The sequence below is a fragment of the Peribacillus sp. NPDC097295 genome (assembly GCF_044761665.1).
GTDB lineage: Bacteria > Bacillota > Bacilli > Bacillales > DSM-1321 > Peribacillus.
On sequence record NZ_JBIWCW010000008.1, the window covers coordinates 76,219 to 90,175 of the forward strand.

15 protein-coding genes are annotated in these 13,957 nt (G+C 41.7%); all 15 read left to right on the forward strand.

Translation table 11 applies throughout. The annotated features are described in order from the left end of the window. The first annotated feature begins 71 nt into the window (after nucleotides 1–71). The 15 genes from rpsP to topA all read left to right on the forward strand — a co-directional run bounded on the left by rpsP (nucleotide 72) and on the right by topA (nucleotide 13,863). Nucleotides 72–344, forward strand: coding sequence for a 30S ribosomal protein S16 (gene rpsP, locus ACIQXN_RS14615; RefSeq protein ID WP_053345299.1), 273 nt, complete (start codon nucleotides 72–74; stop codon nucleotides 342–344). Between the two features lie 13 nt (nucleotides 345–357). Beyond that, nucleotides 358–588: a KH domain-containing protein gene (locus ACIQXN_RS14620; protein WP_402967810.1), complete on the forward strand. Its 231-nt coding sequence runs from the start codon at nucleotides 358–360 to the stop codon at nucleotides 586–588. 219 nt (nucleotides 589–807) lie between these two features. Next, entirely contained in the window at nucleotides 808–1,194 is a 387-nt protein-coding gene (locus ACIQXN_RS14625) for a YlqD family protein (protein WP_402967813.1), read from the forward strand. A 10-nt stretch (nucleotides 1,195–1,204) separates the two neighbouring features. Continuing rightward, nucleotides 1,205–1,723, forward strand: a complete 519-nt coding sequence (rimM, locus tag ACIQXN_RS14630; protein ID WP_402967816.1) for a ribosome maturation factor RimM — start codon at nucleotides 1,205–1,207, stop codon at nucleotides 1,721–1,723. Continuing rightward, nucleotides 1,723–2,457, forward strand: a complete 735-nt coding sequence (gene trmD, locus ACIQXN_RS14635) for a tRNA (guanosine(37)-N1)-methyltransferase TrmD (RefSeq protein WP_402967819.1) — start codon at nucleotides 1,723–1,725, stop codon at nucleotides 2,455–2,457. The genes rimM and trmD overlap by 1 nt, the downstream gene beginning before the upstream one ends. Nucleotides 2,458–2,587: 130 nt before the next feature. After that, complete coding sequence (gene rplS, locus ACIQXN_RS14640) at nucleotides 2,588–2,935, forward strand: 50S ribosomal protein L19 (RefSeq protein ID WP_402868296.1); 348 nt, start codon at nucleotides 2,588–2,590, stop codon at nucleotides 2,933–2,935. 210 nt (nucleotides 2,936–3,145) lie between these two features. Further along, nucleotides 3,146–3,700: a signal peptidase I gene (gene lepB, locus ACIQXN_RS14645; RefSeq protein ID WP_402967823.1), complete on the forward strand. Its 555-nt coding sequence runs from the start codon at nucleotides 3,146–3,148 to the stop codon at nucleotides 3,698–3,700. 17 nt (nucleotides 3,701–3,717) lie between these two features. After that, the gene (gene ylqF, locus ACIQXN_RS14650) at nucleotides 3,718–4,593 is read left to right on the forward strand and encodes a ribosome biogenesis GTPase YlqF (RefSeq protein WP_402967826.1); all 876 of its coding nucleotides are present in this window, start codon (nucleotides 3,718–3,720) and stop codon (nucleotides 4,591–4,593) included. 206 nt (nucleotides 4,594–4,799) lie between these two features. Continuing rightward, nucleotides 4,800–5,582, forward strand: a complete 783-nt coding sequence (locus tag ACIQXN_RS14655; protein WP_402967829.1) for a ribonuclease HII — start codon at nucleotides 4,800–4,802, stop codon at nucleotides 5,580–5,582. A gap of 21 nt (nucleotides 5,583–5,603) precedes the next feature. Further along, entirely contained in the window at nucleotides 5,604–7,727 is a 2,124-nt protein-coding gene (locus ACIQXN_RS14660; RefSeq protein WP_402967832.1) for a hypothetical protein, read from the forward strand. Further along, nucleotides 7,724–7,996 (forward strand): EscU/YscU/HrcU family type III secretion system export apparatus switch protein, encoded by a 273-nt coding sequence (locus tag ACIQXN_RS14665; protein WP_402967835.1) that lies wholly within the window; start codon nucleotides 7,724–7,726, stop codon nucleotides 7,994–7,996. Before ACIQXN_RS14660 ends, ACIQXN_RS14665 begins: the two co-directional genes overlap by 4 nt. 439 nt (nucleotides 7,997–8,435) lie before the next feature. After that, the gene (gene sucC / locus ACIQXN_RS14670; protein WP_402967838.1) at nucleotides 8,436–9,596 is read left to right on the forward strand and encodes an ADP-forming succinate--CoA ligase subunit beta; all 1,161 of its coding nucleotides are present in this window, start codon (nucleotides 8,436–8,438) and stop codon (nucleotides 9,594–9,596) included. Between the two features lie 18 nt (nucleotides 9,597–9,614). Continuing rightward, nucleotides 9,615–10,517, forward strand: a complete 903-nt coding sequence (sucD, locus tag ACIQXN_RS14675; protein WP_402967841.1) for a succinate--CoA ligase subunit alpha — start codon at nucleotides 9,615–9,617, stop codon at nucleotides 10,515–10,517. Between the two features lie 138 nt (nucleotides 10,518–10,655). After that, nucleotides 10,656–11,531, forward strand: a complete 876-nt coding sequence (gene dprA, locus ACIQXN_RS14680; RefSeq protein WP_402967844.1) for a DNA-processing protein DprA — start codon at nucleotides 10,656–10,658, stop codon at nucleotides 11,529–11,531. 256 nt (nucleotides 11,532–11,787) lie between these two features. Then, complete coding sequence (gene topA, locus ACIQXN_RS14685; protein WP_402967847.1) at nucleotides 11,788–13,863, forward strand: type I DNA topoisomerase; 2,076 nt, start codon at nucleotides 11,788–11,790, stop codon at nucleotides 13,861–13,863. Nucleotides 13,864–13,957 lie beyond the last annotated feature (94 nt).

Consider the following 13,957-nt stretch of genomic DNA (forward strand, 5'->3'; position numbering starts at 1 on the left):
CCTTTACAAACATACAAGACATTTGATATTATACTATCTTGTGTGAAACTATTCGGAGGTGCTTATTTAAAATGGCAGTAAAAATTCGCTTAAAACGTATGGGAGCAAAAAAATCTCCTTTCTATCGTATTGTAGTTGCAGATTCTCGTTCACCACGTGACGGACGTTACATTGAAGTAGTGGGAACTTATAACCCGGTGACTCAACCAGCTAAAGTTGACATCAATGAAGAGCTTGCTCTTAAATGGTTACAAGATGGAGCTAAACCATCTGATACTGTTCGTAACTTATTCTCAACTCAAGGCATCATGGAAAAATTCCATGTTGCAAAAAACAGCAAGTAATCGACGCTAGTTGATGAAATCTTTAATTGAAACGATTGTTTCTGCACTTGTGGATCATCCGGAAGAGGTTATTGTGACTTCGAAGGAAGAATCCGATCGGGTTGTTTATGTCCTCTCCGTTCATAGGGAGGACATGGGCAAAGTCATCGGTAAACAAGGGCGTGTTGCTAAGGCGATTCGAACTGTGGTATATGCAGCAGGATCTTCACAGCAGAAGAAAATCTATTTGGAGATTTCCGAATAAGGAGGGCTAATCCCCTCCTTTTTTTGTACTTCAAGAAAGGTAAATCCCGGGTCTGATTGCTATCTAATTGGATCGAGATTTAATTTCATCCTTTTGAGACACATCTTTTACCATTTTACGTTATACTTAAGAGAATGACCCTCATTTTTTCAAAAGGTTACCCTATCATACATATTTTTTGACCGAAATAAGAAATCATAGATAATAGGAGGTGCTGGAATGAAAATTCTCCAAAATGTAATCGTTAACCAAGTATTAACGGAATCCAGCAAGAATCAGCTCCTCAATAAGTACAAATCAAAACGACTACAACTTCAAAAAGAGAGTGAACAGCTTCGTTTTGAATTGAAAAAACTTGAAAAAACCCGTAACCTTCAGCCTGCAAGTCTCCGTGCCCACTTTGAAAAGGAAATTAATCAAAGGCAGGAAAAAATCAAACTGCTAGAATTTCAAATGGAACAGTTGGAGATCCTTCCTATTGGAAGCGAACTGAAAGAGCGGGAAGTCCAAAGCATCATAGATGTAGAAATCGGGGCAGATTGGGACGATCTTATGACAACGAAGACAATCGTCATTAAAGATGGAATCGTCTCGGAAATTCGTTAGAGGTGAAAGAATGGAAAACTGGTTTAATGTAGGTAAAATCGTCAATACACATGGTCTTCTAGGTGAAGTCCGTGTTATTTCATCAACAGACTTCCCTGAAAAACGGTACAAAGTTGGCAATACGCTGTATTTGTTCAGGGAAACAGAGAAAAAACCATTGCCGCTTACCATCAGGTCACACCGTACCCATAAAAACTTTAATCTATTGACGTTTGAAAACTACTACAACGTCGGACAGGTCGAAGTTTTCAAAAACGGGATTCTGAAAATAAAGGAATCGCAGCTAGGCAAACTGGATGAAGGTGAATTCTTCTTCCACGAAATCATTGGCTGTAAGGTATTTACGGATGAAGAAGAGGAAATAGGGGAAATCGTGGAGGTACTGACTCCAGGTGCCAACGATGTTTGGGTCATTAAAAGAACGGCAGGCAAAGATGTCCTTATACCGTATATCGACCAAATCGTAAAGGAAGTCGACATCTCCGCTAAAAGGGTTATCATCACACCAATGGAAGGACTTTTGGACTGATGAAAATCGATGTACTTTCGCTTTTTCCAGAAATGTTCGAAGGAGTACTTGGTTCGTCGATTTTAAAAAAGGCAGCAGATAAGCAGGCTGTCAGCTATCGTGTGACCAATTTCCGGGATTACGCCGATAATAAGCATTCAACAGTCGACGATTACCCTTATGGTGGTGGTGCAGGCATGGTGCTCAAGGCACAGCCCATTTTTGACGCTGTAGAAGCCATTAAAGGTCAAGGTGACCTACAACCTAGGGTCGTGCTTCTTTGCCCTCAGGGAGAGCGATACACGCAGAAAAAAGCGGAAGAGCTTGCAAAGGAAGAACATCTCATTTTCGTTTGCGGTCATTACGAAGGATATGATGAGCGCATCAGGGAGCATATCGTCACGGATGAGATATCAATAGGCGATTATGTGCTTACAGGTGGGGAATTGGGGGCCATGGTCATTATAGATAGCGTTGTCCGCTTGCTGCCGGGTGTTCTTGGAAATGTCGATTCCCCGATTCTCGATTCATATTCTTCTGGTTTATTAGAGCATCCCCATTACACTAGACCTGCAGATTTCCGGGGCATGAAAGTTCCGGATCCGCTCATATCCGGAAATCATAAAAAGATAGATGAATGGCGGATGAAAGAGTCACTACGAAGGACATGGCAGAGACGACCCGATTTGCTTGAAAGCTATGAACTCTCGGAACTCGAAAAAAAATTACTATTAGAGATTCAAAAAGAAGAATGATCCTATTGCATCATAGTATATAGTATGGTAGGATAAATCTTGTGACTTGGACAAAAGTCCGGTCTTATATCGATGTTCCGCTGCAAAACAATTTAGTATTTGCAAGAGCGTCCAGGAGGAGTTGGAATTCATGCAAAATCTTATTAACGAAATCACAAAAGAACAACTTCGCACAGATCTTCCATCATTCAGACCTGGTGACACAGTACGTGTACACGTTAAGGTTATTGAAGGAACTCGCGAACGTATTCAGTTGTTTGAAGGCGTTGTAATCAAACGTCGTGGCGGCGGAGTTAGTGAAACTTTCACAGTACGTAAGATTTCTTACGGCGTTGGAGTAGAACGTGCTTTCCCTGTTCACACACCAAAAATTGCGAAATTAGAAGTTATCCGTCACGGTAAAGTACGTCGTGCGAAACTTTATTACCTACGCGAACTTCGTGGTAAAAAAGCACGTATTAAAGAAATTCGTCGTTAATTCTTCGAATATCTCTATGCGGGTTTACCATGATCCACATAAGGTGCAAAACCAAAAAAAGGAGCCTGTTAAACAGGCTCCTTTTTTTGTAATTGAAATGAATAAAAACATCCTTAAAAAAGAAGTGAGAAGGACTCCAAACCTGCTCGCTATAGCGTCGGTAACATGTTAAAATGGTTGATGATATGCTTTTCTAAAAGGGTGGTAAGGATGGCGAAAAAGAAAAATGAATTGTGGGAATGGACGAAGGCAGCCCTTATCGCGGTGATTTCAGTAATGCTTATTCGTTATTTCCTTTTGGCCCCGATCTATGTGGATGGCTTTTCCATGATGCCGACCTTAAAGGATACAGAGCGCATGCTCGTAAATAAATTCGCTTATTCAGTTGGTGAACCAAAAAGATTCGATATCATTGTCTTTGAAGCTGCGGAAGGCAAGGATTATGTAAAACGGGTCATCGGTCTGCCGGGTGAGAAGGTGGAGTATAAAGATGATATACTTTATGTGAATGGAAAAGCATATGATGAACCATATTTGGAAGAATATAAAAAGCAATTGATTGATGGCGGACCTTTGACTGAACCTTTTACATTAAGTGATATCATTGAACAAGAAACAGTGCCAGAAGGCCACTTATTTGTTTTGGGGGATAATCGTCGCTTCAGCAAGGACAGCCGTCATATCGGTGTTGTATCGTACCGAGAAGTATTAGGCAAAACTAAATTAGTTTATTGGCCAATCAAAGACTTTCGATTGGTGGAATAGTAGGAAGGTGGATTCCATTGACAATACAGTGGTTCCCTGGCCATATGGCCAAAGCAAGACGGGAAGTAACAGAAAAATTAAAACTGGTCGACATCATATTTGAACTTGTGGATGCACGGATTCCGGCATCTTCAAGGAATCCCATGATTGATGAAATCATCCAGCATAAACCAAGGCTCATCTTATTGAATAAAGCTGATATGGCTGATCCGGTCAAAACCAATCAGTGGCTGGACTATTATAAATCACAAGGTAAAACGGCGATTGCCATTAACTCACAGGCAGGAAACGGCTTGCACCAGATTACAACGACTTCTAAAATCCTCTTGAAAGAGAAGTATGACCGGATGGAGTCTAGAGGAATCAAGCCACGTGCGATTCGTGCGATGATTGTCGGGATTCCGAACGTCGGGAAATCCACGCTGATCAATCGGCTTGCTAGGAAGAACATTGCCAAAACAGGTAACACACCTGGTGTCACGAAAGCTCAACAATGGATAAAGTTTGGTAAGGAACTGGAACTCTTAGATACGCCGGGGATTCTTTGGCCTAAATTCGAGGATCAGGAAGTCGGTTTGAGACTGGCCTTAACAGGTGCCATCAAGGATACCATTTTGAACTTGCACGAAGTTTCTCTCTACGGCCTTCGCTTCTTGGAAAAAGAATACCCGGATCGCTTGAAATCACGGTATAATCTTGATGAGATTCCGCAAGAAACGCTGGAACTTTTTGACGCAGTTGGCAAGTTCAGGGGCTGTATAGCTTCCGGAGGCTACATTGATTACGATAAGACAGCGGACCTCGTGGTACGAGAGATTCGTTCGGAAAAGATGGGTCCCCTTACATTTGAACTTCCGCCAAAAGAAGAACAAGAAGAAAGCACCCCCGAATAATTTCTGTCATGGAAATAAATTTGAAGACACAGGCCGGCTACTATTTGATAGGCTAGGCTGTGCTGTGCAACAGAATAAACACGGAGCTGGATTATAGTCATCAGTAGATTGATTCAAACCTACTGATGACTCTTTTCGGCTCCGTATTTTTGATTGAACTATAGAAATGCAGCGTCCCTGCCGATACTTATAATGATGGGTGATAAATGATGAAAACTACCATGAAAATTAATGAAATTTCTACAAGATTAAAAACCATAAGCGATCCAGAAGACCCCTTCTTACAAGAATGCCGGGAGGATACGCGCAAGGGAGTTGCCGATTTACTCAATAAATGGAACAAATCCTATGAAAAAGCTAGGCAGGTCAGGAATACTTTCTTACAAATGTCTGAGTTTGAGAGGGAGCTGCGTAAACAGGGTTTTTCGATTCTTGCAGGAATAGATGAAGTAGGGAGAGGTCCTTTGGCTGGACCGGTAGTGACAAGTGCGGTGATTCTACCGGAGGATTTTTATCTGCCAGGGTTGAATGACTCCAAGAAAATTTCGGAGTCCAAAAGGGAACAATTTTATGAGACCATTTATAAAGAAGCGATATCTATTGGGGTAGGCATCGTACATAGCGAGAAAATTGACGAAATAAATATCTATCAGGCTACGAAAAAGGCCATGATGGCAGCAGTGAACAATCTCTCGGAATTGCCGGATCATTTACTGATCGATGCGATGGAACTAGATATCCCCATCCCTCAACTTTCGCTAATAAAAGGCGACGCTAGAAGCATCACCATATCAGCGGCCTCTATCGTTGCTAAAGTGACGCGTGACCGAATGATGATGGAATATGGCGTAAAGTATCCGGAGTATGGATTTGAAAAGCATATGGGCTATGGTACGAGCCAACACTTAGAAGCTCTCGAGAAGCACGGGCTTACGCCTTGGCATAGAAGAAGTTTCGCACCTGTGAAGGAAATTGCAGCAAGAAAATAAGGAGTAAAGGAGGAAGAGGGGATGCAATCGATTACAAATGGTCAGTCTGTGTCCACGCCTACCGAGATACAGGGAAGCACGAGTTTAAAAAGTGGCCAAATTCTTTTTGGAAAAGTGAATAAGATCTTTCCGAATCAAACAGCCGAAGTGCAGATTGGCCAACAAAAAATGATTGCGCACCTAGACGTCCCACTCCAGGCAGGAGAAAGGTATTGGCTTCAAGTTCAGCCGACAGAGGGGCAGCTTGTATTGAAAGTACTTGATTCCCCGAATGTAAAACTTTCGTATGTAAAGGGAGCGTCGGCCCAACTACTGGTCCATCTCGGTGTTCAGTCAGAACCAGAGTCTGCAAAGCTGGCCGAGTTTTTACTGAGGAATCAATTCCCTGTTACCAAAGAGATTTTCTCGTCAGCTTTGCAATGGGTAAAAGCAGCGGATACAACCGAATCAGGTCTATCAGTCATTAAAACAATGTTTACCCAGCAGTTACCTTTTGTTAAGGATGTATTTTTTGCTTTGACCGAGCAAGCAAAAAATGAACCTTTCCATAAGCTGCTAAGTGGACTGCAACAGCAAATAACGGCGTATGGAACTGATACAAAGACGGTAGCGCAGTTAAAAGGCGTCTTGGAGTCCCTACATATTACCAAGCAAGATCAAATGCAACAAACTGGATTGCAAAGACTTATTGCAACTTGGCTTGATGTCAAATCGACCCCAGAAATGAAATCAGGAGCTTTTTCCTTGCTCCAAAAGACTGGGTTCGTCCCAAAAGGGATGAGCGAAATTGATTTTTTGAAAAGAACAGTGGCTGAATCGGTGATGATACCTGAAACCCTGAAAACCCCAACGGCAAATAAACTACAACAAGGGCTGCATTTACTTGCAAATGCAGCGAATGGAACGCTTGATGAAGCAGGAAATATAGAATCCAGTCTCTCTAAATTATGGGGTGGGGCGGAGATAGGAAAGACCACGTCTTCCGTTTCAACAGATGAAATGCAGCAAAAAGGCGTTTCTATAGATCATAGGTCCGGACGTAATTTCCGGTTACTTGAACGTGCTTTTGGGAGAATCTCATCGGATATGAAACCAGGGCTTCTCACTATGCTTCAAACCACTGGTAGCCAAAGGGTGAATGGAGAAACGGAGCAGGTATCAGAACCACTAAAGAGCACGAAGTCTGATACACTACAGCAGGGAATCCAACAAAAGCCAGTGTCCACAGAAGAAATTATTCATCTTACTTCCCGTTTGCTTGAACGTGCATTTGCAGAAGTATCTGTCAACGGTAAAATGGCTGCGGTCGATCCTGAAGTTGATGAACTTTTGTTTCAATTAAACAAGAATATAGGGCAGGATGTGGAGTCGAAGGGAAAAGTGGGGGAGTTTCTGCTTCAGGCTTTTAAGCAAACCCAAGTAACCTCTCATGCTAGTGACCCGGAGGAAATTGTGCTATCTCATTTGATGGATGAAGGTTTTCAATTAAATGATTTTACAAATGGCACTGCTGTGGCCCAACAACTGAAAGAATGGACGAAGATGCTGGGACTTCAATTAGAGCATGTTCTCGCCAATCAGTCCGGAGGAGGATTGGAAGCATTAACCGAGGAATTGGAGACACTCAAGCCCTTACTGCTTAAATTGTTGAATGAACAACATCCGTCAGCCGTTAAGGAAATGGCTGAACAAATATTGAATCGGCTCACTGCTCAGCAGGTTCTGTCGCAGGATAACGGCCCCATGCAAAATCTACTGCTCACACTTCCTCTGAATTTGGGATCTTCCCAAACGGATTTAACGTTGCAATTGAGCGGTAGGAAAACAAAGGATGGAAAGATCGATCCCGATTATTGTAGAATCCTGTTTTATTTAGAGTTAGAGAATCTTGATGAAACCGTCATCGATATGCAAATCCAAAATCGGGTCATCAAAGTGACTGTCATCAATGAGCAGAATGAAATGATTGAAGCGGCAGCCAGCAATTATCTGGACGTGTTGAAAGATAAACTGCAAGCAATGGATTACAAATTATCAGGAGTTTTGTTTCAGAATACGGTACGTGCAAAAAAGGTGGGTTCGAAGCAGAATTCCATTCCTTTCTCAGAGACAGGAACCTATAGTGGAGTGGATATTCGGATATGAAAAAGGAAAAGCGGAAAGAAGCGATTGCTTTAAAGTATGATGCGAAGTCTTCGCAGGCCCCTGTCGTGTTGGCCAAAGGAAAAGGCAAGACGGCGGATAATATCCTGGCAAAGGCCGAGGAGCTGAATATTCCCGTTCAAAAGGACGAAACCTTAACAGAGCTTTTAGGTCAGCTGGATATTAATCAAACGATTCCCGAAGAATTATATGGTGCGGTTGCAGAAGTATTTGCTTTTGTTTACAAATTGGATCGTGATGTGAAAAAATAAAAGATACCTTTCTTGTTTGGGTATGCATAAATCGGTCGGAATATGATGAAAATCATAAAAACTAGTAAAAAAAATTATTATACTAAAAACATACTAAACATAAGATAAAAGGATGAAGCCGACACTTTATGCTTTTATTTTTTTTTGTCTGAAAAGAAAAATTACCGATGCTCACTCAGAATGAAATCCTAAAAAATGGCTTCAAATAAGAAGATTATCCCAAAAAACACCAACACGACTATAAAAAAAACGATTATAAACAGAAGAATAATATCGTATTTTAATCCATATATTAGGTTGTTATTTAAGTATATTGTAATAATTATTTTTTGTACTCAGTAAAGAAAAAAATGCATGAATAAGAATTTTGTTGTAATATGGTAGAGAAAACACGCATCAAATTTAATTTTTGTTTTTTAGTAGATAAGGAGGATGGGAAATGAATATCCATGAGTATCAGGGAAAAGAGATTTTGAGACAATACGGGGTATCTGTTCCAAATGGCCGAGTTGCCTTTACTGTTGATGAAGCAGTTGAAGCGGCGAAGGGGTTAGGTACAGATGTTGTTGTCGTCAAAGCTCAAATTCATGCGGGTGGCCGCGGTAAAGCCGGGGGAGTCAAGGTTGCGAAGAATCTTGATGAAGCACGTACATATGCAGAAGAGATTCTTGGAAAAACGTTGGTGACCCATCAAACAGGCCCTACAGGTAAAGAAGTTAAGCGTTTACTTATTGAAGAAGGCTGCGATATCACCAAGGAATATTACATTGGTCTAGTCTTGGACCGTGCAACGGACAGTGTTGTATTGATGGCTTCCGAAGAAGGTGGAACGGAAATCGAAGAAGTGGCTGAGAAAACTCCTGAAAAAATCTTCAAGGAAGTAATTGACCCGGTTGTCGGGTTAACGGGTTTCCAGGCACGAAGAATCGCTTTCAATATTAACATTCCTGCTTCACTAATAAATAAAGCATCGAAACTGATGATCAACTTATATACAGCATTCGTTGATAAGGATTGTTCGATTGCCGAAATCAACCCGTTAGTCGTGACGGGCGATGGCAATGTAATGGCCTTGGATGCTAAATTGAATTTCGATGATAACGCAATATACCGTCATAAAGATATTTCCGAGTACCGTGATTTAGATGAGGAAGATGCCAAGGAAATTGAAGCCTCAAAACATGGACTAAGTTACATATCCCTTGACGGAAATATCGGCTGTATGGTTAATGGTGCCGGGCTTGCTATGGCAACGATGGACATCATCAAACACTATATGGGGGACCCAGCTAATTTCCTGGATGTCGGGGGCGGCGCTACAGAGGAAAAAGTAAAAGAGGCTTTCAAAATCATCCTCTCCGATGAAAAAGTAAAAGGCATCTTTGTAAATATCTTCGGAGGTATCATGAAATGTGACATCATCGCGACGGGCGTCGTAGCTGCTGCAAAAGAGCTTGGCCTGGATGTCCCACTCGTTGTCCGCTTAGAAGGTACGAATGTCGATTTAGGGAAAAAGATTTTGAAAGAGTCAGGTTTAAATATCACCGCAGCTGAATCCATGGCAGACGGAGCGCAAAAAATAGTATCACTTGTAGGATAATAGGCAGGGGGGAACATAATGAGCGTATATATTAATAAAGATACGAAAGTGATCGTTCAGGGAATCACTGGTTCAACAGCATTATTTCATACAAAACAAATGTTAGAATACGGTACGAAAATCGTTGCAGGTGTCACTCCAGGTAAAGGTGGAACGGAAGCGGAAGGGGTACCTGTATATAATACAGTTTCCGAGGCTGTCACTGAAACAGGAGCAAATGCATCGGTCATCTATGTACCGGCGCCATTTGCAGCAGATGCGATTTTAGAAGCAGTTGATGCGGAGGTTGATCTCGTCATCTGTATTACCGAGCACATTCCAGTCCTGGATATGGTTAAGGTCAAAAAATATATGCAAGGCAAGAAAACACGTTTAATTGGACCTAACTGTCCAGGCGTGATAAGCCCAGATGAGTGTAAAATCGGGATAATGCCAGGCTATATTCATAAAAAAGGTCATATCGGCGTTGTTTCTCGTTCTGGTACATTGACTTATGAAGCCGTTCATCAATTATCACAAGAAGGCATCGGGCAATCATCTGCAGTCGGCATCGGTGGGGACCCTGTCAATGGGACGGATTTCATCGATGTGCTTAAGGCGTTCAATGAAGATCCAGAAACGCATGCGGTTATCATGATTGGGGAAATCGGTGGCACAGCAGAAGAAGAGGCGGCCATTTGGGTAAAGGAAAATATGACGAAACCGGTTGTTGGGTTCATTGGTGGCCGTACGGCTCCAGCTGGTAAACGTATGGGTCATGCCGGCGCTATTATTTCTGGAGGCAAGGGAACAGCCGATGAAAAAATCCGCGTCATGAATGAATGCGGAATTAAAGTTGCAGAAACACCTTCTGTCATGGGCGAAACCTTGATATCGGTCTTAAAAGAAAAAGGTATGTACGAACCTTGTAAAACGCATTAATAAATGATGGGCCGACCTGATTTTGGTCGGTCTTATTTAATCTTTAATAATGATCCTTCGAAAGATGGCAATGACCTCGTTCGACAAGCAATACAGCTATCCCTCCATTTTATAAATCCTCAAAGGAGTGTTTCCAAAGTGAATAAAAATGAAAAATTAATCCATCTCCATCATTGTCGCGGTGCAGGCTGGAAAACGATAAAAATGATTTTGGCTACCGACCCATCCCTCACCTCCCTCTTTACAAAAACATACGCTGAATGGAAAGAGATTCTCCCCATACCCTCCAATAAGCTGCAGCTCTTTCTTGAAGATTTGCATTCCCACGATACGATTGAAAAGTTAAAACAATATGAAAATAATCAAATCCATTGTCTGACGATTTTTGATGAAGACTATCCATATCTGCTGAAACAGATATTCGATCCCCCTTGGGTGCTTTATTTAAAAGGTGATAAACAGCTTTTAGCTAAGAAGAATACGATAGGTGTCGTTGGTACACGAAATCCAACCACGTATGGGCTGGAGGCCTTAAAATCGATTTTGACGCCACTTGTAAAGAAAAAATTCGTGATTATTAGCGGAGTGGCAGTTGGAATTGATGCGATAGCCCATAAAATCACTTTGAATGAGGGCGGACATACGATAGGGGTTTTAGGCGGGGGATTGATGCAGGTTTATCCCAAAACAAACATCCCCCTTGCAAGATTAATCATTGAAAAGGGTTTGCTACTCTCGGAAACACCGCCGACGAGAAGATCGGAACCTTGGATGTTCCCTCTCCGGAATCGAATCATTAGTGGTTTATCACAGGGAATTTTCGTTGTAGAAGCAAAGGAAAGAAGCGGTTCGCTCATCACCGCGCAAGCTGCACTTGAACAAGGAAGAGATATTTTTGCACTTCCGGGAAATATAACCAGTCCTGAATCGATAGGAACAAACCAATTGATTCAAGATGGTGCTAAATTAATTTTGACATCAGCTCACATTGAGGAAGAATATAAAACAATATAATATAGAAGATATACGGAGAAGAATCCATTTTTTAAGGTGAAAAAGGTGGTTTTTTAGCTGAATAGGATAAAATATTAGACAAAAAGGTTGAAAATATTGTAAAACTGATATAAGTTTTGCAACAGGCACCTCTTGTCAAAATACCAAAATTCTGACGAATCAGCAGGATTTGAAAAGCAAAGAGGTGTTGACAAATGATTTTTGAATGATTAATAATAGTGAAGATTTATATTACCTCTTGAGGAGGATTTATTGGATGTCAGATTACTTAGTGATTGTGGAATCGCCCGCAAAGGCAAAGACGATAGAGCGATACTTGGGAAAGAAATATAAAGTTAAAGCTTCCATGGGACATGTACGCGACCTACCTAAAAGTCAAACGGGTGTCGATGTTGAACATGGCTATGAACCTAAATATATAACTATCCGAGGCAAAGGCCCGGTTTTAAAAGAATTGAAGACAGCCGCAAAAAAAGCGAAAAAAATCTATCTCGCAGCTGACCCCGACAGAGAAGGTGAAGCGATTGCCTGGCATTTAGCGCATAGCCTCGATGTCGACATTAATTCGGATTGCCGCGTCGTATTCAATGAGATTACGAAGGAAGCAATCAAAGAATCATTTAAATCACCAAGGCCGATTAATATGAAATTGGTTGATGCACAGCAGGCGAGGAGGATATTGGATCGTTTGGTCGGATACAATATTTCCCCGCTTTTGTGGAAGAAAGTAAAAAAAGGCTTGAGTGCCGGACGAGTTCAATCGGTTGCAGTCCGAATGATCATCGATCGTGAGAAAGAGATCAAAGACTTCGTTCCTGAAGAGTATTGGACAATCAAGGCTGATTTTGTAAAAGGTAAAGAACAGTTTGAAGGTTCTTTTTTCAGCCTTGCTGGCGAACGGAGTGAGTTGAAAAACGAAGAAGACGTGAAGAAGGTTCTGGATTCTTTGAGCGGTGGGGAATTTACAATCGGTACCGTGACCAAAAAGGAAAGAAAGCGTAATCCAGCTGCTCCATTCACAACTTCTTCCCTACAACAGGAAGCTGCGCGTAAACTGAATTTCAGGGCCAAGAAAACGATGATGCTCGCTCAGCAGCTTTACGAAGGAATTGAGCTAGGAAAAGAAGGCACAGTCGGGCTGATTACTTATATGAGAACGGATTCAACCCGGATCTCCGATGTGGCTAAACTTGAGGCTCACACTTTCATCTCAAATAGTTATGGTGAAGATTACGTCCAGATTGAACAGCGCAAAGAGAAAAAACAGACAAATGCCCAGGATGCCCATGAAGCGGTAAGACCGACCAGCACCCTTCGGGAACCAAGTTTAGTGAAAGAATTTTTATCGAGGGACCAATTCCGTTTATATAAATTGATTTGGGAACGATTCGTTTCAAGCCAGATGTCTTCTGCAGTCATGGATACCATGAGTATCGATTTGCATAACGGAGATGTCATATTCAGGGCAAATGGATCAAAAGTTAAATTTCCAGGTTTCATGAAGGTATATGTTGAGGGAACGGATGACTCAGTGGAGGAAAAGGAGAATACCCTTCCAGATGTGAAAAAAGGCGATCAATTCTTTTCAAAAGATGTTGAGCCTAAGCAACATTTCACGCAACCACCGCCCCGCTATACAGAGGCACGCCTTGTCAAAACGCTAGAAGAATTAGGAATAGGTCGGCCCTCCACGTATGCGCCTACTCTGGATACTATACAAAAAAGGGGATACGTTACGCTTGATAACAAACGATTTATCCCGACCGAACTCGGTGAAATAGTCCTTGAGCTGATTCGCGAATTCTTCCCTTATATCCTTAATGCAGAATTCACAGCCAAAATGGAACAGGAATTTGATGGCGTTGAGGCTGGAAGTGTCGAATGGGCCAATGTCATTGATGACTTCTACAAAGATTTTGCTGTTGATTTGGCCAAGGCCGAAGCTGAGATGGAAAAAATTGAAATTAAAGATGAGCCTGCTGGGGAAGATTGTGAAGAATGCGGTCATGGAATGGTCTTCAAAATGGGAAGATACGGGAAATTCATGGCATGCAGTAATTTCCCTGACTGTCGTAACACGAAGCCAATCGTCAAGGAAATTGGTGTGAAATGTCCAAAATGTAAAGAAGGAAACATCATTGAGCGGAAAAGTAAAAAACGCCGCTTGTTTTATGGATGTGATACGTATCCAGGGTGTGATTTCATTTCATGGGATAAGCCATTACCAAGAAGTTGTCCGAAGTGTGAAGGTACGCTGGTTGAGAAAAAACTTAAAAAAGGCGTACAAGTACAGTGTATGGACTGTGATTTCAAAGAAGTACCTCAAGCTTAAGCGAAGGTGGGCGATTACGCTCACCTTTTTCATGTTTAATTTACTAGGTTAGAGTTGGGTTTCTTCATATTTTGTTAGGTATGATATCATGTTA